Below are 21,697 nucleotides of genomic sequence, written 5' to 3'. Positions count from 1 at the left end.
TCTTAGAACTTTGATTAGCCTGCGGAAACTCTGTTCCTAACTGCGCAGGCTCTGGGAGGAAGACATGAAGCAAGGAACCCGGACCCGGGGGAAAACGTCGCGCCGCCAATTCCTGAGCGGCGCTGCCATGGCCGGCGCAGCGGCAGTCGCGGCGCCCAGCGTCGTCAAGGCGCAAGGGCCGACCAACATGCGCTGGCAAAGCACTTGGCCGTCAAAGGATATATTTCACGAGTTCGCAATCGATTTCGCCAAGAAGGTCAATGACATGACGGGCGGCGATCTCAAGATCGAGGTTCTGCCGGCCGGTGCCGTCGTCCCGGCCTTCGGTCTGCTCGATGCGGTATCCCAAGGGACGCTCGACGGCGGCCATGGCGTCGTCGCCTATCATTACGGCAAGCAATCGGCGCTGGCCCTCTGGGGCTCCGGGCCGGGCTTTGCCATGGACGCCAACATGCTGCTCGCCTGGCACAAATACGGCGGCGGCAAGGACCTGCTCGCCAAGCTCTATGAATCGATTGGCGCCAATGTTGTTTCGTTCCTCTACGGACCGATGCCGACGCAGCCGCTCGGCTGGTTCAAGAAGCCGGTTGCCAAGGCCGAGGATATCCAGGGCCTTAAATTCCGCACGGTGGGCATTTCGATCGACGTTTTCACCGGGCTCGGCGCGGCGGTCAACGCCTTGCCCGGCGGCGAAATCGTCGCCGCGCTCGATCGCGGCCTGCTCGATGCGGCGGAGTTCAACAATGCCTCGTCCGACCGGGTGCTCGGTTTCCCGGACGTATCGAAGATCTGCATGCTGCAGAGCTATCACCAGAATGCCGAGCAATTCGAAGTCCTGTTCAACAAGGCCCGATACGATCAGTTGCCGGAACAGATGAAGGCGATCATCACCAATGCGGCGGAAGCCGCTTCGCAGGACATGCACTGGAAAGCGATCGACCGTTATTCGCGCGACTATGTGGCGATGCAGACCACCGATCAGGTCAAGTTCTACAAGACACCGGAGGCAATCCTGAAGCGACAGCTCGAAGTCTATGACGAGGTGGTGAAGAAGAAGTCGGCGGAAAACCCTCTGTTCAAGGAGGTCATCCAGTCCCAGATCGCCTTTGCCGAGCGCGCCACGCGATGGGAACAGGACACCGTCGTCGGCCGCCGACTGGCGTTCGACCATTATTTTGGAAAAGACGGAGTGGCGAAGTCGCTCTGACCTTTTCACCTTTCACGCGTCTCCGGGCTGATGCCGGTGACGCGTGATCGGAGCCTGGGGCAATTGGGGGGGCGCGTGGACGTTCAGCGTTTTCTGATCAGGATTGACGCGATCAGCGTGTGGGTCGGCAAGGCTGCCGCATGGCTGATCATCGGGCTGATGGCGCTCGTCTGCGTCGAGGTGTTCAAGCGTTACATCCTCAACGCGCCGACAGCCTGGATCTTCGACGCGAGTAACATGCTCTACGGCAGCCTGTTCATGCTGGCGGGTGCCTATGCTCTGGCGCAGAATGCCCATGTGCGCGGTGATTTCATCTACAGCTCACTGAAACCCCGCACGCAGGCTACGCTGGATCTCGCCCTCTATATCCTCTTCTTCCTGCCGGGTGTCGCGGCCCTCGTCTATGCCGGATACGACTATGCCGCCCTCTCCTGGAGGATCCGCGAACACTCGACCGTGACGGCGGAAGGGCCGCCGATCTACTATTTCAAGACCGTCATTCCGGTGGCCGGCGCCCTCGTGATGTTGCAGGGACTGGCCGAGATCGTGCGCTGCATCGCCTGTCTGAGGACCGGGGAGTGGCCGCGCCGAATGGAGGATGTCGAGGAGATGGACGTGGTCGCCGAGCAGCTTGCCCATAGCGAACATGTCGACCTCGAGGCGCGCGAGGCGGCGATCGAGCGGGCGCAGGACATCGACAGAGCGGCGCGGCAGCGCGGCCTCGGGGGGGAGGAGGAGCCGTGAGCGATCCGTTTCTCGGCTTGACCATGCTTATGCTCATCGTCGTCGTGATCCTGATGGGCTTTCCGACGGCGTTCACGCTGATGGGGCTCGGAATGGTCTTCGGCTTCTACGCCTTCTACAATCCCAGCGAACACTGGATCGACAACCGCGTCTTCGATCTCATGGTCCAGCGCACCTATGGCGCGATGACCAACGACGTGCTGATCTGCATCCCGCTCTTCGTGCTGATGGGCTACGTGATGGAGCGCGGCGCCCTCGTCGACAAGATGTTCTACAGCGTCCAGCTCTCCTTCCGGCGCGTGCCGGCGTCGCTTGCCGTGACGACGCTGATCATCTGCACGTTCTGGGGCATCGCCAGCGGCCTGGTCGGGGCGGTGGTGGTGCTGATGGGTGTGATTGCCATGAACCCGATGCTGCGCGCCGGCTACGACGTGAAACTCGCCTCCGGCGTCATCACTGCGGGCGGCACGCTCGGCATCCTGATCCCGCCATCGGTAATGATCATCGTCTATGCGGCGGTCGCAGGCCAATCCGTGGTCAAGCTTTATGCCGCGACGATGTTCCCGGGCTTCTTCCTGGCCCTTCTCTACCTGGCCTATGTTCTTGGCTGGGCGGCGCTCAACCCGAAGATCGCGCCGGCCCTGCCGGAGGAAGAGACGCGCGTTCCGGTACCGGCCTGGATGAGGCACCTCGAGGCGCTCTATTCGCGCAACATGCTCGTCGGGCTTTTTGCCGCCCTCATCTCGCCGCGGCGGGCACTGGCGATCGAGACGGAGGAAGGGCGATTTACCTATTGGAAGCTCGTCAAGAATGCCTTTGCAGCGCTCGTCCCCTTTTTATTGACGGCGGGCACGCTGGCGCTTGTTTGGTGGTATGTGGTCATTCATCCGCAGGCGGTCGAAACCGAAGCGCCGGAGGGGCTGGAGGAACTCGGAGCACCGGCGGCCGATGCCGGGCCGGCCGCAGCCGACGGACCGGCCACGAACTTCTACCTGTGGTTCGGCTTGGCGGCGGCCGTGGTGCTGATCCTCGTCGTCCGCTACTACCGCAAAATGACCGCGGAGCGGCTGCAGGTGGTGAAGCTCCTGGGCTCCTCGGTCATGCCGCTTGCCATCCTCACCATCGTCGTGCTTGCCGTCATCCTCTTCGGCATCACGACGGCTACGGAATCGGCAGCAGTCGGAGCCGCGGGGGCCTTCCTGCTCGCCTTGCAGGCGGGAACGCTCAACTGGAAGCGAACCAAGGAAGCGGTTTTCCTGACTGCGAAGACGACCGCGATGGTCTGCTGGCTCTTCGTCGGTTCGGCGCTGTTCTCCGCAGTCTTCGCGATCCTCGGCGGCCAGGCGCTGGTCGAGCAATGGGTGCTTGCACTCGATCTCACGCCGCTGCAATTCATGATCCTGTCGCAGGCGATTATCTTCATTCTGGGTTGGCCGCTCGAATGGACGGAGATCATCATCATCTTCGTGCCGATCTTCCTGCCAATGCTCAGGCATTTCGACATCGATCCGATCGTCTGGGGCGTTCTCGTCTTCGTCAATCTCCAGGCGGCCTTCCTATCGCCGCCGGTCGCCATGTCCGCCTATTACCTCAAAGGCGTCTCCCCGCCGCACGTCACGCTCAGGCAGATCTTCGCAGGCATGATGCCCTACATGCTGATCGTCATCCTCTGCATGATCATCATGTATGCCTGGCCCGGCATGACGCTGTGGTTGCCGAACTACGTCTATGGCTGAGGACATGCAGTAGTCAGACGCGCGGCGCTGTAGGCGCCGTTCACCGATACCTTGAAGAAGGGAAGGGCCCGCTGTCAGCAAGCGAGCCCTTCAAGAATGCGGTGAAATGTCCCACCTATGGCGCAGTTGTTTTGGCGGCACTATCGCGCCCGCCCTGAAATGCATTGGGCTATGCCGATCAGCACGTTTCCCCGAGAGCCGCCGCGAGCTCAACCGGTCCCTTCTCCAATCAGAGCTCACTTCCGCAGTGAGCTCTGATCTAAATTGATACTGAAATCAATTCGCTGATTTGCGGGCTCATATTCGCCAGATCAGGGGCTTCGGTCCAGTAACTTTTCAGGGCGAATTGTAACGATGCACGATCGATTCTTGCGCAACCTGGCGTTTTATTTCCAGGGCAGCAACTCCACCAAAAACCACCCGGATCTGGTTGTCGCGGCGCTCTGGTAGAACCAGAGAAGAGCCCGCCGATTTCGGCGGAATATTACGCTGTCCGGTCAGAACCGATGTTCCAGTCCGACGGCCAGATAGTAGCTCTGCGCGTCTTCCGTCGCGAGCTTGCCTGACCGATAGATCGGCACGTCCGCGAGGAAGCTGGTGCCGGCCTCGAATTTCAGGGAGAGGCTTTTGCTTGATGAAAAGATCATCGCAGCGCTGACGTCGGCCAGGAAGGTACCGCCGCGTCGCCCTTGCTCGCTTGCTGAAAGGGTGATGTCGGCTCCCGGCAAGATGGCTGTGGCTCGATTGTCGAGGCGAGCCCGGTAATGTGCGACGCCTCCGTTGACATTGATCCGAAGCAGGAGGTTTTCGGCCATGGGCGCTTCTGCGCTGAAACCCGTGAGGACGCCGTAATAGTCGGCGGAGAGGTTGACCTTCTCGCGATAGCCGACTGCCGGAATTGCGACGCCGGACTTGATACTCTCGGCGATGTCGACTTCTGTTCGAAAGGTAGTATCCCGCCTTGTGGACCGGTAGGTCGGTCCGAATCTCGGCGTTATCGTCCAGCCGTTTGCGAGTTCAAGGGCGGCTCCGAGCCATAGCGTCTGATCGAAATCGTGCGCCTGTTGCTCGATCGTCGATCTTACGACACTTCCGTCGAGGTCGCCGAGGGCTTGGAAGAACAGACCGCGATCATCCGCGAAGGCTGCGTAAGCGGCGGCCGACGGCGTATCGCCGCTGGTGACCAAGGCGAGGAACGCGGCGCCCGTTTGTGTGCCGCTGGTGGCGTATTGCGTGATGGCATTGCTACCGGCCGGCGAATGGGCGAAAGCCATGATTTGGGCGTCGTCGCCCGAACTATCGGTGAAATGGATCGTGCCGGCCGCAGTCGCGCCTACGAGATCGCGGCCCGTCGCCAGAGAGATGATCCCGCCGGCCGGTTCGCCAGCGGTGAGATCGAAGCCGTTTCCCGTCGGCTGCACGACCCTGCCGGACGAGCCGCTTGCACGAGAGAGCGCTGCATCCCATTCGAGGAAAAAGGGGCCCATCCCCGCATCCTGCAGCGGCAGCCGGAATGAGAGGTTCGTTCTGAGGCCGATGGTATCGGGGGGCTCGAGTTGCCCGGACGTGCCCGGAAAGATGACATTTGAGAATAGGTCCGGCGTGTCGACGTCTTCCCACCTGGCGCCAAAATCCCAGGAGAAAGTCGGGGCGTCTCCCGAGGTTAGCATCGCTGTTGTCGACTCGTCTGCCCGCACGTTGGTTGACTGCTGCCAACAGACGATGATGACCAAGACACCGGCGAAGCGGCCCGGCAATCGAGCAAGGAACCCGGTGATATTGCCGTGCGACTCCTCGTTCGAGGGATGCCGCTCCAGATCGTCGGCGTTCAGAACGTTTCCCCTTAGCAACTGATACTCGGTACTGCTCAGTCGTGCCGCTTGGATTTTCCGCGGTTGGCGGATCCATCTCGAGGCGAACAAGGCGTTCGTCGGCAGTATTTCAGCAATTGGTAAAGAAAGAGTGGCGTTGCTCGACGCAGCTCAGCCTGGGAAGACGCAGCCGAAGACGGACGGCTGCCCCGGTCAAGCCTAATCCAGATTGCAAATCTCAAATTCATTTAACGTTGGAGTTGATAAGTTGCTATGATCCGCATGGTATTGATTTACTAAAGAACTGCATAATTGAGCATCTTCTTCTGTTATGAAACTCGCAATGTTTGTCTAAAGTGTATCCTCCTTCTAGTCTTATGTTCATGGGTACTAAGAAGTCCAATTCTGCGACGGTTTCCTCACGCCATGATGGCGTCCAAGAGGGAGACATGGTCATGCTCAAGGCACTCGCAACATCCGCACTTCTCGCATTCTCGACCGTTTCCGCGGCTTATGCCGGCAACAACGTATCGGTTACGAGCCAATCCGGCTTCGGCAACATGTCGGCGACCGGCCAGTCGGGCTGGGGCAACTTCTCCGGCACCGGACAAGTGGGCAAGGGCAATCAGTCCGTGTCCGTCCAGAGCGGCAAGGGCAACATTTCCGGAACGGCGCAGTTCGGAAAAGACCACAAGGCGATCACCTTGCAGAAGGGCAAGTACAACGCCTCCGGCACGTTCCAGTTCGGCTGGGGCAACAAGTCGCTGACCCATCAAGACGGTGAGGGAAACCTCTCCATAACGGTGCAGGACTGATCGATTTTCGATCGACCGGCCGCCCATCGCGGCCGGTCCTCCATCGTGAAATCAACGCGTGGGAGACGAGGCCATGATCAGCCTGGATGCAGTTGCCTATGCCCCGATCGAATGTGTCATAGAACATTCCAGAACCAACTCTCTGACCTCCTTGGTTGCGACGCTGCACAGCGACTGGACGGAGAGGGGGACCTATCACTTCAAGGTGACGACCGGATCGTCCACGAATGTGCAAGCCGGCGCGTTCGCGAGCGAACAGGCGGGACGGCAGGAGCTTTCAACCATCCTGGTCAGTACCGCGCCTGATGTCTGGGCGGCCCGCTTGTCCGTCTATCGTGCCGACGGGACGCTGCTGTGCGAAAGTTCTGTTCCTTGACGCGGCGACGACGCGGCGCCGGTCGAGGATGTATTGACGCTTATCGGTGTTACTTCGTGAAAAAAGAGAGCACGGCGAGCGAACTTAAGAGCTGCGCCTGGCGGCGCACCCCGAGGCGCCCCATCGCCGACGCCAGTTGATTGTGGACGGTGTTCTTCGAAACGCCCCGGCGTTTGGCGATGTCGGAGGGAGCGTCGCCGTTGGCAAGGGAATGCACCAATGCAGCTTCTGTTGGCGTGAGCCCGAACACCGATTTGATATCGTCGGGCGTCAACAAGGTGTTCCGGCTCAATTCGCGGATCGTCAGAAGAAAGCTCGGCTCGTTGCTGGCAAAGACGTTGCCAAATCGATAGGTGTCGCTGCCAAACGACAAGAAGTCGACGCTGACAATCCAACTCACGCCGGTTCGTTTGCTCTTAGTCCAGCGGAGGTGATGATCGTGCTTGTTGACGCGCGCTCGCTCGATCAGATCTTCGATCTCAGACTGAAGCTCATCGTCCCGGAATTCGAGCACCTCATCCCTGAACTCGATGAAAGAGCCCGGGGCATCGACGAACCGACCGAAGCGGCGATTGGCAAATTTTACGCGAAGATCAGCGGTAACAATGGCTGACGACGTGGCGCAGCTTCTGAGGGCCCGTTCGGTACGGGTTGATTTCTCCCGTTCGTTGACCATCGCTTTCTGCAAGGCGAAGGCAGTCTGAAAATGCGGAAGAACTTTCATCAGCGCTTCGGCGGCAATTGCCAGGTGGTTATCGGCCGCGTGCGGGAAGAAACAGGCGACGACAATTCGCCGGCTTCCTTCTTTCGACACGAGCAGAATGAGAATTTTGCCATCCTCACCGAAGCAGCGGCGCAAGGCGGATGACCATGGGGCGCTGTTCGCCAGCGTCACGGGCAAGGTGGCGATTGCTCCCAAGCCCATCGCGAGCGTGGCTTCGTCCAGCGCCGAGAGCGTATCCGCGTCGAGCAGAGCCGATCTCTGCACGCCTTTGACGGCGAGGCTGATTTTCCTGTTGTCGAGCCCCTCGAAGCCGAGGATGGCGCCCGATTCTGCCCGTGCCAGTTTCGTGAGATCAGCGACAATTCGATCCCAGGCGGAAGGCAGTAACACCGTTTCGTAAATTGCTTGAATGAGGCTAAGTAGTAACTTGTCTTGGTACGCATCCGACATCGTCCAGTACTCCGGTTACAAAACGCCCCTTTCAATGTTGACATACGCAATAGAAATTTGGTTCTCAATTTGTTCGAGATAAATCAGTGATGCAGCAATCGGCCTTTAATAGAAAAATGTCTGCTTTCGCAGGGCGTTAAAGAAGACTTCTTGCAGAATATAGTATGCTAGCCCGAAGGCGTGAATCCGGGCTTGGTGCAGCAGATATTAGTCTTATCTCTTCGTTCAATCCGCGGGGATTTTCCCCCTCCCGGGACGATCTAGCTCGAAAGATACATGTATTTTAGCAATTCCTCCAGAATAATCTTGAAATTCCGGCGGAGGAGTTGCCTTGCACTGCATCAAATGGACTCCACGGCGCCGAGGATCCTGCCTGGACTGGCGAGCAATATCAGTCAATTACCGAATGCTGCAATGCAATGCGGTCGGATATGAGATTGGAGGACTTTTGTCGGCACGAAGGCCCGACTATTGGAGGCCTGCCCGTTGCAATGCTTCTATGATGCGCTGACGCGGCGCCGATGCCATTCGCCCGATCAGATTGTCGAGATTGGCGATTGACAGGTTCGGCATCAGCGCTTTTGCCTCGGCTACGGCTGCCCGTGCCTCGTCGGTCCGACCGCTCTCGACGAGTGCTGCGGCGAGCCCAAGGCGCGACCAGCTTTCGCGCGCCTGGCGACCGATCGCAGCTCGGGCTGCGGCCTCCGCACCAGTCATGTCGCCCATCAGAAAAAGACAGACCGAACGCACGGTCATGAACATGCTGAGAAGGGGATCGCGCGGACTGAAACGGATGGCGCGATCGATGTGGGGCAGGGCCTCGGCCGGCTGACCCGACCAGATATGCACCTGCGCCACCGCGTAATGGGCGTGGGCGTAGCTCGGGTTAAGCTCTGTCGCGATGCGAAGGTGGTCATGCGCAAGGCCGAGTTCGCCCCGGCAGGTGAGAAGCCTCCCCAGCATGACGTGCGGGTAGGGGTGGGCGCCATCGAGGGCTACGGCATGACGGGCATGCACGAGGCCAGACTCAAGTGTGGCGGGGATGTCGTCCGACATTTGCCAGACAACGCGAACCACCGCTGCCTGCGCCAAGCCGGCATGTCCGAGAGCAAAACGCGGATTGAGCTCTGTCGCGCGCCTGAAGTAGTGCTCCGCCGCCTCGATTTGGTCCATGGAGAAATTGTAGACATGCCAGAGGCCGCGGTGGAAAAATTCCCAAGCATCCATGGTCTCGGGCAGTTTGCGCAGAGCCCGCTCGCGCTCCGACGAACGCACTTCTGCGTCGACGGCGGTGATGATGAGGCCGACGATTTCATCCTGAACCGCGAATAGCTCTTCGAGCTTGCGTGCATAGCGTTCGGCCCAGACGGTGCGGTGGGTAGCGGTGTCGATGAGCTGGACGCCGAGGCTCAGATCATCTCCCCGACGCCTAAGATTTCCGGTAAGCACATAACGAACATCAAGAGCTTGGGCGGCGTGCTCCGCAAGCCGCGGGCCGGCGCCGAAGGCGAAGGTCGATTGGCGGGCAATGACGAGGAAATCCTTGTGACGCGAAAGCTCGTTGATCAAATCCTCGGCGAGCCCTTCCGCCAGGAACGACTGATCGGCATCCTCCGCCGGACGAAGAAATGGCAAGACGGCGATGGAAATGCGGAAATCGGTATCCGCACCGCGTGCTGCTTTCTGCTGGATGGGGGAGGGTGCGACCTCCAGGCGTCTGGCTTCCCGCGTGGGCGTTGCGTCCAACGATAGTTCATGGGCCAGAGCGACGGTCTGCGGCGAGGGCGCGGTTCCGAGCTCGTCGGCAAGCAGTTGGCGACAGGTCTGGAATTGCGCTGCGGCAAGCGAACGCTCCCCTTGGCGTGCGTAGAGGCGCATCAGCAATCGATGGCTCTTTTCTCGAAAGGGGTCGAGTGCGACCAGTTGCTGGGCGAGCGCCACGGCTGCCGCTTCGTCGCCGTGCTCGGCAAGCTGTTCAGCAGTCGTGGAAAGCAATGCTTCCGATAGATTGCGGCATCGCGTCCGCTCGAACTCGAGCCATTCCGTCAGCTCTTCCCCCGAGACCGTCAGGCCTTCCAAAAGCTCAGCGGCCAAGCGTCGCGCCGTCTCGGCTTCCGCGGTGGCCGAGGTTCGGCCCATGAGCGACTTGAGTTCATCGACGTCGGTGCATACGAAATTCGGGTCGAGCATGACCGCCTCGCGGTTCGCGATCAGAATGTGATCGCCCAGGACGGCGCGGATCGCCGCCAGCGCATTGCGCAGGCTTGCCCGCGCCTGCTCAGCGCCCCGGTCCTCCCAGAAAAGCGCGCACAGCTTGGAGCGAGCCTGATACTGGCCCGCCGACAAAGCCAGATAGGCGGCGAGAAGCCGAGTCTTGGCGGTCGGCAGGATCAGTGCCTCACCGGTGGGAGAGCGCACAGCGAATCCTCCCAGCAGATTGAACTCGATCTGCAACCCACGGAAATTCTCTGAAAACCGCGGTACCTCGTTCATTTCACGCTCTTTTCACGAATGGCTGTTGTTCAATTTTCAATTGGGATGCGCACCAGTGCGACAAGCGGCCTCGAAGCGCGCGACGCCCTCGGCGCCAAGCGGTGAAATATGCGTGCGGCAGCGCGGAGCAGGTTTCGGAAGGAACGTTGGGAACTGCCATTGTCGCGTCAGAGTAAAGTACAACGTGCATCACAAACGGGAAAGAAACTCAAGTCTTTCAGCATGATCCGCTCACTCTGTAGGCGATATTCTTACGATTGAAGTAAAGTCTTCGCCCATCTCCGGCTGTATCCATGGGAACACCGCGACGATTTTTTCTGAACAATATGACGGACATGGACGTAAGTCGTCCGGAATTGAGGGGCAAGGCTATGAACAAGAATCGTTAATGACAGTGCCGTCCTAACCTTTGGTCCGGCTTTCGGCCGGGCAACATTTCCAAAAATCAGAATCCGCTTCGACGCCGCTCCCTGCTGGCGAACGAAGCCTCTGTGCCAACAAATACTCAGGAGAAACGAATGAGAATGATACCGGGTAGCGACAATGCCGATACGCTGAATGGCGATTTCGGCGCAGACCAGATCCTCGGCATGGGCGGCAACGATACGCTCAGCGGCTCGTTCCAGGGTGACTTCATCATGGGCGACACCGGCCAGGACACGCTGAACGGCAACAGCGGCAATGATTTTCTCGACGGCGGCGACGAAAGCGATACCGTCAATGGCGGCTCCGGTCAGGACACGATCATGGCCGACGTGCCGCTTTCCGGCGCCGGCGACATCGCTGACGGCGGTTCGGGCACTGATCGTCTCATGGTCGATTATTCCGACCTTACCGCTGGCGTGAACATCGCGATCAAGGATTGGATCGCCCCGCAAACGCTGGTCGGCAATATCAAGACCACCAATGTCGAAGCCTTCAGCATCACCGGGACCGATTTCGCCGATACGATCACCGGCGGCAACTATAGCGACATGTTCACCGGCGGGGCCGGCGACGACAAGCTGACCGGCGGTCGCGGCGCAGACCTCCTGATGGGCGGGCTCGGCAAGGACACGCTGAAGGGTGGCTATGGGACGGATTTCATCAACGGCGACGACGATGACGATATTCTCACCGGGGACCAGGGAATGGACTTCCTTTCCGGCGACGCCGGCAATGACGATGTTCGCGGCGGCACCGGCGACGATTCCGTATCCGGCGGTATCGGCTTTGACAGTCTCTTCGGTGACGTCGGCAACGACTCGCTGGATGGCGGTGCCGGCGACGACAAGGTCGAGGGCGGGGCAGGAAACGACACGATCACCTACCGTTACGGGGAGGGCAAGGACACGATCACCGATGCCGGCGGCAATGACCGCCTGGTGCTGACGAACTTTACCGGCAATTTCGCCGCCAAGGCGGCGACGCTGGTCAACACGCTCGCCGGCGGCACCACGTTCATCGGCATGGAGAACTACACCATCACCGCGACTGGCACCGGCGCCAACACGATCACCACCAGCACCGGCACCGACATCATCGACAGCGCGGCGGGCGACGACATCGTCAATGCCGGTGCCGGTGACGATCATGTCAAGAGCGGTCTCGGCAAGGACAGCGTCGTTGCCGGCGACGGCAACGACCGGGTTGAACTGGGCGATGGCGGGGCGGACAAGGGCGACGGCGGTCTCGGGACCGACCACGTGACCGTCGACCGTCGCACGGCTACGGCGGATCTGAGCTTCTCTGCAACGGGTGCCGGCGCTACGCTGTCGGAGAGCACATCGCTCAAGAATTTCGAGCGCTACCAGGTGCTCTTCGGCTCCGGCAATGACGTCGTCAAGTCGGTTGGCACTGCCCAAAGCGTCAATTTCTCCGGCTATGCCGGCAACGACACGCTGATCGGCACCGCCGGCTCCGACGTGCTTGATGGCGGCACCGGAAACGACAATCTTTCTTCAGGTGCTGGCCATGACCGCCTCATCGACTTTGGCGGCACCAATGTCATCAAGGCCGGCGACGGCGACGACACGGTCAGCGTCGGCGACAGCGGCAGCGTGATTGGTCACAACACGGTCGATCTCGGCACCGGCAACGACTCGTTCGCGCGGAGCGCATCGACCGGCAAGCTGACGCTCGATGGCGGCACCGGTACGGATTTCGCGTCGATCGATTTCTCCAAGTACACCGCCGGGATCACCTTCAAGCTCGCCCCCTCGGTCACCGTCAGCAATGCGCCGGTGACGGTCAAGAACATCGAGCGTGTGAAACTCGTCGGCGGCAGCGGCAACGATATTTTCGTCGGCGGCGCATTGAATGACGCGCTGCACGGCGGCAGCGGCCACGATAGCCTGACCGGCGGTGCCGGCGACGACGTGCTCGCCGGCAATCTCGGCAACGATACGCTGAGGGGCGGTCTCGGCAATGACACGCTGTCAGGCGACGGCGTCGGTGTTTATGGCGGCCGCGACAATATCTCCGGCGAAGACGGCAACGATCGCGTCTATGCCGGGATCGGCGACACGGCTGATGGCGGCACCGGCACCGACACGCTCGACCTCGATGCGAGCAACCAGACGAAGGACATCGCCTTCAGCTTCGCGACCGGCAGCGCCACCGTCGATACGACCACCTCCTTCAAGGGCTTCGAGGTGCTGAACTATCTCGGCAGCGCCGGCAAGGACACGATCACCGGCGGCAAGCTTAGCGATCGGCTCGAGGGCAATGGCGGCAACGACACGCTGCGCGGCGGCGACGGCCATGACGTGCTCACCGACGGCGCCGGCAGCGACAGCTTGTTCGGCGACGCCGGCAATGACACGCTGACGCGCACCGTCTTCACCGGAACCGATGTCTTCGATGGCGGCATCGGCACCGACACGCTCTCGTTCAAGGACACCAGCGACATCTCGGTCGTGCTTGACCTTCAGAACCAGGCCTCGAACAGGGGCATGGCGCAGGGCCTGACGGTGAAGAATTTCGAGATCATCAATGGCAGCGCCAATGACGACGTCATCCGCGGCGACGCGGCGGCGAATACGTTGAACGGCGGCGGGGCCGACGACGTGCTCGACGGCCGATCCGGAGTCGACCGACTGAACGGCGGCGCCGGCGACGACTGGCTGACCGGCGGTGCCGGCAACGACCTGTTCGTCTTCGACCGCTCCGGCCGGGACGGTGAGGGCGACGTCATTACCGACTTCACCCGCGGACAGGACAAGCTGCTGCTCGACAAGAGCGACTACGGCATTGCCGCCGGCGACGCGACCGTCACGCTCGTCGTCGGTGCCGATCCGGTGGCGACCAGCACGAAGGGAACCTTCCTGTTCGAAAGCGACACCGGCCGGCTTTGGTTCGACGCCGACGGCAAGGGCACCGAGGCGGACCTCGAACTCGTCGCCATCCTGAAGGGCGTCACGACGCTCTCGACCAGCGATTTCGCGATGTTCTAAGCGGGTGCGCCTACCCGGTCTGATCGGCAAATGGGGCGGGATGGTCGCATCCCGCCCCATGATTCATCGTGCCTCAAGCGAAGGGCCTGTCCTCTATCGCGCATGGACCCCGGAAAAGTGCGGCGCTGGCACGCAGCCTATAGCAATAGCCGCGCTCGCACAGCGCCGCCACACGCGCGCCGCGGGTGGCGCGGCGCAATTGCACGTGCACAAAATCTCGGTACTTCTCGACGAAGACGCGCCATTTTTGGGCCGATCCAGCCCGACGGGCTAGAAATGCGCGCCTCTCGCATGTTGGGCGCGATCTCTGCCACAATTTCGCTGCACCTCATCGGCAAAGTTCTGCCCGCTGACCAACGGCTGGCAGGGGAATTTTATCTCTCGTTGATCGACCGCCATCAGGTTGGGGCACGGCCATTGCAGTTCGCAGGCCGGCTGCAACTTCAAGCTGGAACCCGTGCCCGGGCTTTCGGCGACAGAAGACGTGCAGCCTCAAAGCGCTAGAGAGTCTTTCGTACGTCGTAGCGAAGGCGTGGTGTAGTTTGCGTGGTTGCTAACTGCATGTCTTCTTAAATCGACCTCGATTTAAGAACAAAGACATGCAGCAATTCAAAGTGCTACAGCGACCTTTGCGCGTCTGATAGGACGCGCGGCGCTGTAGTGCGGTACCGCTCTCGGGCGGAGCCATGCAAAGTTTCGACCTCCCCGGGGTTAGCCTGGGGTTGTCGTGCGCCTCGATCAAGGACGCTCTAGCCCTTTGATACCGGAGTTTTCGTTCGCGCGCTCGGGAAGCTCTCCCGAGCGCGGACGGCTCTTTGCGCGCGCAAAATTTGCGTGTCGGAGGAGGGCGAACCCGGTGCGATGGTCGGAGACGCAGAGCGGCGCAAGCCGGCATGAGGCCGGTCCGCGCATAAAGGAGACCCGAATCATGAAGGTTGTGGCGTTTCTGACTGCGGCATTTGTCGCGCTTACCTCACCCGAGACCGCGTCCGCGGGCATGCTGGCCCAGGCGCAGCAATATGCGGGACTGCATGAGGTGAAGAACAACAAGCGGCTGCGCGCTGCCCTCGGCATCAATCCGGCACGCACGCCCTGGTGCGGACACTTCATGGGCATGATCGCCCGAAAAGCCGGTCGGCAACCGCCGCAGAGCTACAGTTTTGCGCGGTCCTGGCTGAGGTTCGGCGCACCGATCAGGCTTTCCTATGCCAGGCCGGGCGACGTCATCGTGGTCAGAACCGGCCGGAACTACCATGTCGGCATCCTGTCCACGCTGTCGAAATCGACCGCCCGGGTGATCGGCGGCAATCAATCGGGGAGGGTGCAACTGTCCTATTTCAGCCGCGGCCAGGTGGTCGCCGTCAGACGATAGGACGGACATAGGGCCGTCCCGCCGATATCGGACGCCAACGGGCGGGTTGCGCTCACACACGTTCGCGCCGCCGTTCTATCTGTTTGTTTTTGCCGCATTTGTGCGACGTCAGGTGTTTCCACCTGACTGCAAAATGCTCTAATCTCCGCGGCATTTCCAACTGCGGATGGCCCGATGTCGCTTCGCCTCGCCACGTTCAATATCGAGAACCTCCTGAGCCGGTTCGATTTTTCCGGCTTCCGCAACCAGCTCAAGCAGGACCGGGTGTTGAGGCTTTTCGATGTGCGCAGCGAGGCGGAGTATCAGCGGCTGGAGGAGGCGCGCACGATCGCCCACACAGACGACACGCGACAATTGTCGGCGCTTGCCATCGCCGACTGCGACGCCGACATTCTCTGCCTGCAGGAGGCGGATAACATGGCGGCCCTGCAGGCTTTCGAATATGGCTACCTCTTCCGCATGGTCGGCAACGGATACCGGCAGAAATATCTGATCGAAGGCAACGACTCGCGCGGCATCGACGTGGCGGTGCTGACGCGCGAGGAGACGCGCGACGGGCAGAAGATCGAATGCCTGGAGGTCAAGAGCCATGCGGCGCTGACCTATGAGGATCTCGGCCTCTTCAACGACGAACTGGCTCTGACCAACCGCCCGCGCGATCGCATCTTCAAGCGCGACTGCCTGGAAGTGGATCTGCGGGTCGGTGGCCGGCCGCTGACGCTCTACGTGGTGCATTTCAAGTCGATGGGACCGGCGCGCGATGGCCTCGACGGTCGGCGGGCCACCATGGCCATTCGAGTGGCAGAGGCGAGAGCGGTGCGCCATGTCATCGAAAGCCGCTTCGGCCGCGGCCATACGGCGGACAAGATGTTCGCCATTTGTGGGGACATGAATGATTATCAGGAGAAGGTGGTCATCCTCGGCGACCGGCGGAACGGCTACGAATTCGTGCCGCGCCAGGAAGAGGCGAGCGCGCTCGATATTCTCAGCCATGACGGATTCGTCGAGAATCCCGTGTCGAGACGACCGCTGCTCGACCGCTGGACTCTCTTCCACAGCCGCGGTCCGGAGGAACGGCACCTTTGCCAACTCGACTATATCTGGCTGTCGCCGGCGCTCGCGCGGCGCAATGCCGGCCGTATTCCGGAAATCGTCCGCGCCGGCCAGCCATTCCGAACGATCTTCCCCGCGGGGCAGGAGGTGGAGCGTTACCCGCGCACCGGCTGGGACAGGCCCAAGGCCTCGGATCATTGCCCGGTCGTCATGACGCTGGACATCTGACGATGACCCTCCTCGAGAGCAATCGGACCGCGTGGCCCACGGAAGGTAAGGTTTTCCCGGTGTCGGAGATCGACATAGAGGTTTCGGCCGAACCGCACCCGTTCCACCTTGCCGAGCGGGAGCGCGCGCGGGAGAGCTGGCAGCGCGAGATCGCCGCCAATCCGCACCTGTTCGACGGCAGGATGGTGCTGCAGCGGTCGATCCGCATCGCCGAAGGACGCATCGCCGCACGGGCGCATATCGTTCCCTACTCGACCTTTCTCTGGTGGCGAAAGACGCGGGGACCGGGGGCCTACCACATCTTCGGCATGCCGATGCTGCTTTCCTCGGACGGTGCCCTGATCGCCATCCGCATGGGCGCCCACACGGCCAATGCCGGCCGCGTCTACAGCCCCGGCGGCTCGCTGGAACCGGAAGACGTCGTCGACGGGCGTTGCGACGTCGCCGGCAACATTGCCCGCGAAGTGAAGGAGGAAACGGGCATTTCGCTCTCCGAGGCATCCGCCGAACCGGGCTGGCACGCCATCCACATGGCCGGCACGATCACCGTGTTTCGCGTTTTCCGGCTCCCCGCTACAGCGGACGAGGTCGTCGCGCGGGTAGCGGCGCATATCGCGAGCGATCCGCATCCAGAGGTCGACGAGGCGCTGGCGATCCGTGGGCCCGAACCGCATGCGCACAACTATCCGGAGTTTATCCCGCCGATCCTCGATTGGCTCTTTGCTCGGCGAGAAATTAAGTAGTCTTGGGAACTTGGTCGATGCGCACTCGACGTGGCTTCTCTATCGAAGCTGGATTGTCGCGCTCATGCTCTGTCACGCCGGCGGAGCCGGGATCTGACCGGAACCAGCCCCACAATCGTCAAGAAGGAGAAGGCAGCGGCGGCGACGAAGGTTGCCTGCGGCCCGGCGATGTCCCAGAGAGCGCCGGCGATGATGCTGGCAAGCAGCAGGGCGATGCCGGTCACCAAGTTGAACATGCCGAAGGCGGTGCCACGCAGTTCCGCCGGCGCCGCGTCGGCGATCAAGGTCGCCAGCAATCCTTGGGTGAGGCCCATATGCAGCCCCCAAAGCGCGACGCCAATGCCGAGCGTTACGATGCCCGTCGTGAAGGCGAGGACAAGGTCGGCCAAGACCAGGAGGACAAGGCCGAGCACGAGAAGTGGCAAGCGGTTCAAACGGTCGGAGAGCACGCCGGCAGGATAGGCCGAGAGCGCGTAGGCGAAGCTCATGATCACGAGGACGACCGGCGCCAGCGCCGGAGACAGGCCGATCGACTGGGCGCGCAGGATGAGAAAGGCCTCGCTGAAGCGGGCCAGCGTGAAGACCGCGGCGACGGCCACGACCCACCAATAGGCCGATCCGAGCCGACGGAGTTCATCACGACGCAGCGGCATCCGCACCCGGCGCAATTCCTTCGGTCGCTCTGGCTCCTTGACCCAAACGACAAGCACGCCAACGGAAAGAAAGGCGGGAATCACCGCGAACCAGAACACGGCCTGAAAGTGATCCGCTGTCAGCCACATCAGGCCGATGGCGAGGAGGGGGCCGGTGAATGCGCCAACCGTATCGAGCGACTGGCGCAGGCCGAAGCTGGCGCCGCGCAGGTGCGGTGGGGCGAGGTCGGCGACGAGCGCGTCGCGCGGAGCCCCGCGGATGCCTTTGCCGACGCGATCGATGAAACGCGCCCCCACCAGCCATTCCACGGAGGTGGCGAGCGGAAAGATCGGTTTGGTGAGCGCCGCCAGGCCATAGCCGAGAACGGCCAGGAACTTGCGCTTGCCCAGCCAATCGCTGAGTGCGCCTGAGAAAACCTTGGTGATCGAGGCCGTCGCCTCGGCTATGCCCTCGATAACTCCGACCACGAGCGTCGATGTGCCGAGCACGGTGACCATGTAGAGGGGCAACAGCGCGTGGATCATCTCCGAGGAGATGTCCATCAGCATCGAGACGAAGCCGAGGGCCCAGACGCCGGCCGGGATAGTTCTGCGTGACATCGCCTCGATTGCCATGTTCCTGCCACGTCCTTTCTGTCGCACTTTCTGTCGCAGTCGGCGCGCCGCTTCTCGCGCTCCCGTTCCCCGAGGGCTTGTAGCAACGTCTCATAGCGATTGTCGTTGAGGGCCGAAAGGTCGTCCCAGCGACGGAGGCTGTTATTCCAAGGTGCTCTCGCATTCGCAAAACTGCCGCATCTCGCTTCGGAACGTCATGGCTATCCAAGCAAGTTTTGCCTTGCCGCGCCGACGAGGGCGTTGCAAGCTTCCTGCCAGTCCGGATCTCGGACTAGGGGCATCGGGTAACGCGCCGGCGGCGGGGGGATGCATGGGACGACGCTACGCGATCTACGACGTCTTCACCGAGAAGCTTCTCGAGGGAAATCCGCTTGCTGTGGTGTTCGATGCCGAAGACCTGAGCGACTCGGCGATGCAGTCGATCGCCCAGGAATTCAATCTTTCGGAGACGGTGTTCATTCAGCGGCGGGGGAGCGCAACGCATGCGGTGCAGCTTCGGATTTACACGCCCTGGCACGAACTGCCCTTCGCCGGTCATCCGACGGTCGGCGCGGCCGTGGCAATAGCAGAGGCGCTCTACGGCGATACTGAGAAGCCGCTCGATCTCATGCAAGTCCTGGAACAGAAGGTCGGGCCGGTGCGGGCGGCGGTGCGGCTGCGGCCCGGAGCCGCGACCTTCGCCGAGTTCGACCTGCCGCGTAAGCCCAGCCGGCTGGACGCGCGCTTCGACAAGCAGGCGATTGCCGATGCGCTGAGCCTCAAGGCAACGCAGATCGGCTTCGAGAACCATGTCATTTCCTTCTGGAGTGCCGGCGTTCCCTTCGTCATGGTGCCGTTGCACGATATCGCTGCCGTTGCGGCGGTCGAGTTCGACCCGCAGCGCTGGGAGCGGCTTGCGCCGCTGGCGGAAGGCCGGCTCGCCGCCGCCTATCTTTACTGCCGCGGCGGCATCAACCACACGGCCCGCTTCCATGCCCGCATGTTTGCGCCGGAGATGGGAATCGCCGAAGACCCGGCAACCGGCGCGGCCGTGGCGGCACTTTCCGGCGCGATTCACCTCTTCGACGAACTCGTCGACGGGCATCACGCGATCCTGGTGGAGCAGGGGGTCGAAATGGCGCGCCCTTCATTCATCCACCTGCACCTCGACATTGCCGGCGGCAAGATTTCGACCGCCCGCATCGGCGGCCACGCGGTGAAGATGGCCGAAGGGGAATTGGCGGTTTAGGCGGGTTGGGGGTGTTGTTCCGTCTTCAGTCGATGATGTGGTAGCCGCCGTCAACGTAGAGCACCTGACCGGTGATGAGCCGCGCGGCCTCGTGCGCGAGAAATGCCGTCGCGACGCCGACGTCGTCGATGTCGACCAGCTCGCGCGTCGGCGACTTCACCTTCGTCTTCTCCAGAAGCGCATCGAACTCGGGAATGCCTGACGCGGCGCGGGTTGCAAGAGCGCCGGGAGAGATGGCGTGCACGCGGATGCCCTTCGGGCCGAGCTCTGCAGCGATATAGCGGACAGCGCTTTCGAGTGCGGCCTTGGCGACGCCCATGATGTTGTAGTTCTCCACCACCACCTGCGAGCCGTGATACGTCATCGTGAAGAGAGTCCCGCCGCGCTTCATCAGCGGTTCGGCCAAGTGCGCCATGCGGATGAAGGACCAGCAGGAGATTTCCATCGTCGTCAGGAAGCCCTCGCGGGAGACATCGGTCACCCGCCCGCCGAGCGCATCCTTCGGCGAAAAGGCGATCGAGTGGACGAGGAAGTCGAGCTCTCCCCAGGTCTCCGCGATGCGCTCGAAGACAGCCTCGATCTGGCCGGGCACGGCGACGTCCAGCGGCAGAAAGATCGCGGCCTCGAGCTCGCGCGCCAGCGGCTCCACATGGGGCCTGGCTTTGTCGTTGAGATAGGTGATCGCGACTTCCGCCCCGAAGGCCCGGAATGCACGCGCGCAGCCCCAGGCAATCGAGCGGTCGTTGGCGATGCCGACGACGAGACCCTTGCGGCCTTCGAGAAGCTTGGCCTTTACGGGGGGAATGGACATCGGCTTGCCTCCGGGATCAGGCGTTGGGGGCACTGATCAGCGCGAGCGTGTGGCGTGCGATCATCAGTTCCTCGTCGGTCGGAATGACATGAAGCGCGACGCGGCTCGCAGCGCTCGAGATCAGCGCAGCGCCCGCCTCGTTTGCCGCCGGGTCGAACTCGGCGCCGAGCCAGGCGAGACGCTCGGCGATCCGTGCGCGGATCGGCGCCGAGTTCTCGCCGACTCCGGCCGTGAAGACGAAGGCATCGACCCCGCCTAGCGCCGCGGCAAGCGCGCCGGCGCTGAGGCTGCAGCGGTGCACGAAATGAGCGACGGCGAAGGAAGCGCGCTCGTCGTCGCTCTCCAGAAGTTCGCGCATGTCATTCGAGATGCCGGAAAGACCCTTGAGGCCGGCATCGTGATAGAGAAGGTCCGATACGGCGTCGGCGCTCATGCCCTCTTGCGAGATGAGGTAGAGCACGACACCCGGGTCGAGCTGCCCCGGTCGTGTTCCCATGGGCAATCCGTCGAGCGCGGTGAAACCCATCGTACTCTCGACGCTGCGGCCGTCGCGTAGCGCGCACATCGACGCGCCGCTGCCGAGATGCGCGACGATGACCTTGCCGCGCGCAATTTCAGGCGCGATCTCGCTGAGCCGCTCGGCGACGTATTCGTAAGAAAGGCCATGGAAGCCGTAGCGCCGCACGCCTTGATCATAGAAGGATCGAGGCAGGGCATAGCAATCGGCATGCTTCGGGCGGCCGCGGTGGAAGGCCGTATCGAAACAGGCGACCTGCGGCACGTCCGGGTTAATCTCCATGGCAAGCCGAATGGGCGCGAGATTGTTGGGCTGGTGCAGTGGCGCCAGATCCTGATAGCTGGCAAGACGGTCGAGCACTGTCGCGTCGATGAGCACGGGCTGCGCGTAGTCGGGCCCGCCATGGACGACGCGATGGCCGATCGCGCATAGATCGAATCCCTCAAGCGTCAGCAGCCATTCGCGTGCGGACGCGATGGCGGCCGGAAGGTCGCGAACGGCCTCCGCGGCGTAGCTCTGATCAATCAGGATTGCCCCATCGGCGCCTTTGGCATAGAGGCGCGGTCGCGAGCCGATGCCGCCGATCTGGCCGCGCACCTGCCGCGTCAGGCTCGCCCCGGCGACGCTGAAGACCTGGAACTTCAGGCTCGATGAACCGGCATTGACGACGAGGATCGCGTCCATGGC

Annotated in this window: 16 protein-coding genes; 10 read left to right on the top strand and 6 right to left on the bottom strand. The window is 61.9% G+C overall.

The features are described from left to right. The first annotated feature begins 64 nt into the window (after positions 1-64). From ATC00_RS03050 to ATC00_RS03040, 3 genes are read left to right on the top strand one after another with little or no spacing between them, the layout of a single operon-like run. Entirely contained in the window at positions 65-1,207 is a 1,143-nt protein-coding gene (locus ATC00_RS03050) for a TRAP transporter substrate-binding protein (RefSeq protein ID WP_064251937.1), read from the top strand. 30 nt (positions 1,208-1,237) lie between these two features. Next, positions 1,238-1,951 (top strand): TRAP transporter small permease subunit, encoded by a 714-nt coding sequence (locus tag ATC00_RS03045; protein ID WP_064251936.1) that lies wholly within the window; start codon positions 1,238-1,240, stop codon positions 1,949-1,951. Further along, on the top strand, positions 1,948-3,687 hold the full coding sequence (locus ATC00_RS03040; RefSeq protein ID WP_064251935.1) for a TRAP transporter large permease: 1,740 nt from the start codon (positions 1,948-1,950) through the stop codon (positions 3,685-3,687). Before ATC00_RS03045 ends, ATC00_RS03040 begins: the two co-directional genes overlap by 4 nt. Before the next feature lie 497 nt (positions 3,688-4,184). Here the strand turns inward: ATC00_RS03040 and ATC00_RS03035 are convergent, their stop codons facing one another. Next, positions 4,185-5,537 (bottom strand): hypothetical protein, encoded by a 1,353-nt coding sequence (locus tag ATC00_RS03035; protein WP_234782239.1) that lies wholly within the window; start codon positions 5,535-5,537, stop codon positions 4,185-4,187. Positions 5,538-5,947: 410 nt separating this feature from the next. Between ATC00_RS03035 and ATC00_RS03030 the strand changes: the two genes are divergently transcribed. Next, on the top strand, positions 5,948-6,313 hold the full coding sequence (locus ATC00_RS03030; RefSeq protein WP_234782238.1) for a hypothetical protein: 366 nt from the start codon (positions 5,948-5,950) through the stop codon (positions 6,311-6,313). Positions 6,314-6,386: 73 nt separating this feature from the next. Beyond that, entirely contained in the window at positions 6,387-6,689 is a 303-nt protein-coding gene (gene csgH / locus ATC00_RS03025; protein ID WP_037386603.1) for a curli-like amyloid fiber formation chaperone CsgH, read from the top strand. A 49-nt stretch (positions 6,690-6,738) separates the two neighbouring features. On the opposite strand, the gene ATC00_RS03020 is transcribed toward csgH, so the two are convergent. Continuing rightward, the gene (locus ATC00_RS03020) at positions 6,739-7,863 is read right to left on the bottom strand and encodes a helix-turn-helix transcriptional regulator (RefSeq protein WP_064251934.1); all 1,125 of its coding nucleotides are present in this window, start codon (positions 7,861-7,863) and stop codon (positions 6,739-6,741) included. A 468-nt stretch (positions 7,864-8,331) separates the two neighbouring features. After that, the gene (locus tag ATC00_RS03015) at positions 8,332-10,356 is read right to left on the bottom strand and encodes a BTAD domain-containing putative transcriptional regulator (RefSeq protein WP_064251933.1); all 2,025 of its coding nucleotides are present in this window, start codon (positions 10,354-10,356) and stop codon (positions 8,332-8,334) included. 518 nt (positions 10,357-10,874) lie between these two features. On the opposite strand from ATC00_RS03015, the gene ATC00_RS03010 reads away from it, so the two are divergent. From ATC00_RS03010 to ATC00_RS02995, 4 genes are all read left to right on the top strand, one after another. Beyond that, positions 10,875-13,790, top strand: a complete 2,916-nt coding sequence (locus ATC00_RS03010) for a beta strand repeat-containing protein (RefSeq protein ID WP_064251932.1) — start codon at positions 10,875-10,877, stop codon at positions 13,788-13,790. Between the two features lie 928 nt (positions 13,791-14,718). Further along, positions 14,719-15,162 carry an NlpC/P60 family protein gene (locus ATC00_RS03005; protein ID WP_064251931.1) on the top strand — a complete coding sequence of 148 codons (444 nt, stop codon included), beginning with the start codon at positions 14,719-14,721 and terminating at the stop codon, positions 15,160-15,162. A 174-nt stretch (positions 15,163-15,336) separates the two neighbouring features. Continuing rightward, entirely contained in the window at positions 15,337-16,443 is a 1,107-nt protein-coding gene (locus tag ATC00_RS03000; RefSeq protein ID WP_064251930.1) for an endonuclease/exonuclease/phosphatase family protein, read from the top strand. A gap of 2 nt (positions 16,444-16,445) precedes the next feature. Continuing rightward, a complete protein-coding gene (locus tag ATC00_RS02995) occupies positions 16,446-17,186 on the top strand; it encodes an NUDIX hydrolase (RefSeq protein WP_064251929.1) in 741 nt (246 codons plus the stop codon). Positions 17,187-17,248: 62 nt separating this feature from the next. On the opposite strand, the gene ATC00_RS02990 is transcribed toward ATC00_RS02995, so the two are convergent. After that, positions 17,249-18,454 (bottom strand): MFS transporter, encoded by a 1,206-nt coding sequence (locus tag ATC00_RS02990; protein ID WP_064251928.1) that lies wholly within the window; start codon positions 18,452-18,454, stop codon positions 17,249-17,251. Between the two features lie 310 nt (positions 18,455-18,764). On the opposite strand from ATC00_RS02990, the gene ATC00_RS02985 reads away from it, so the two are divergent. Continuing rightward, positions 18,765-19,682: a PhzF family phenazine biosynthesis protein gene (locus ATC00_RS02985; RefSeq protein WP_064251927.1), complete on the top strand. Its 918-nt coding sequence runs from the start codon at positions 18,765-18,767 to the stop codon at positions 19,680-19,682. A 25-nt stretch (positions 19,683-19,707) separates the two neighbouring features. On the opposite strand, the gene fabI is transcribed toward ATC00_RS02985, so the two are convergent. Further along, complete coding sequence (gene fabI, locus ATC00_RS02980; protein WP_064251926.1) at positions 19,708-20,493, bottom strand: enoyl-ACP reductase FabI; 786 nt, start codon at positions 20,491-20,493, stop codon at positions 19,708-19,710. 16 nt (positions 20,494-20,509) lie between these two features. Next, positions 20,510-21,694: an acetate/propionate family kinase gene (locus ATC00_RS02975; protein ID WP_064251925.1), complete on the bottom strand. Its 1,185-nt coding sequence runs from the start codon at positions 21,692-21,694 to the stop codon at positions 20,510-20,512. Positions 21,695-21,697: the final 3 nt, after the last annotated feature.

This window comes from Sinorhizobium americanum (genome assembly GCF_001651855.1).
GTDB classification, from domain to species: Bacteria; Pseudomonadota; Alphaproteobacteria; order Rhizobiales; family Rhizobiaceae; genus Sinorhizobium; species Sinorhizobium americanum.
Note: the sequence above shows the minus strand (reverse complement) of the source record. Positions and strands in the feature narration are given on the sequence as shown.

What these genes read in the sequence shown, in the direction of transcription:
- ATC00_RS03050 (WP_064251937.1), top strand. Translation starts at nt 65, where the DNA reads ATGAAGCAAGGAACCCGGACCCGGGGGAAAACGTCGCGCCGCCAATTC.
- ATC00_RS03045 (WP_064251936.1), top strand. Translation starts at nt 1,238, where the DNA reads ATGCCGGTGACGCGTGATCGGAGCCTGGGGCAATTGGGGGGGCGCGTG.
- ATC00_RS03030 (WP_234782238.1), top strand. Translation starts at nt 5,948, where the DNA reads ATGGTCATGCTCAAGGCACTCGCAACATCCGCACTTCTCGCATTCTCG.
- csgH (WP_037386603.1), top strand. Translation starts at nt 6,387, where the DNA reads ATGATCAGCCTGGATGCAGTTGCCTATGCCCCGATCGAATGTGTCATA.
- ATC00_RS03020 (WP_064251934.1), bottom strand. Translation starts at nt 7,863, where the DNA reads ATGTCGGATGCGTACCAAGACAAGTTACTACTTAGCCTCATTCAAGCA.
- ATC00_RS03015 (WP_064251933.1), bottom strand. Translation starts at nt 10,356, where the DNA reads ATGAACGAGGTACCGCGGTTTTCAGAGAATTTCCGTGGGTTGCAGATC.
- ATC00_RS03010 (WP_064251932.1), top strand. Translation starts at nt 10,875, where the DNA reads ATGAGAATGATACCGGGTAGCGACAATGCCGATACGCTGAATGGCGAT.
- ATC00_RS03005 (WP_064251931.1), top strand. Translation starts at nt 14,719, where the DNA reads ATGAAGGTTGTGGCGTTTCTGACTGCGGCATTTGTCGCGCTTACCTCA.
- ATC00_RS03000 (WP_064251930.1), top strand. Translation starts at nt 15,337, where the DNA reads ATGTCGCTTCGCCTCGCCACGTTCAATATCGAGAACCTCCTGAGCCGG.
- ATC00_RS02995 (WP_064251929.1), top strand. Translation starts at nt 16,446, where the DNA reads ATGACCCTCCTCGAGAGCAATCGGACCGCGTGGCCCACGGAAGGTAAG.
- ATC00_RS02990 (WP_064251928.1), bottom strand. Translation starts at nt 18,454, where the DNA reads ATGGCAATCGAGGCGATGTCACGCAGAACTATCCCGGCCGGCGTCTGG.
- ATC00_RS02985 (WP_064251927.1), top strand. Translation starts at nt 18,765, where the DNA reads ATGGGACGACGCTACGCGATCTACGACGTCTTCACCGAGAAGCTTCTC.
- fabI (WP_064251926.1), bottom strand. Translation starts at nt 20,493, where the DNA reads ATGTCCATTCCCCCCGTAAAGGCCAAGCTTCTCGAAGGCCGCAAGGGT.
- ATC00_RS02975 (WP_064251925.1), bottom strand. Translation starts at nt 21,694, where the DNA reads ATGGACGCGATCCTCGTCGTCAATGCCGGTTCATCGAGCCTGAAGTTC.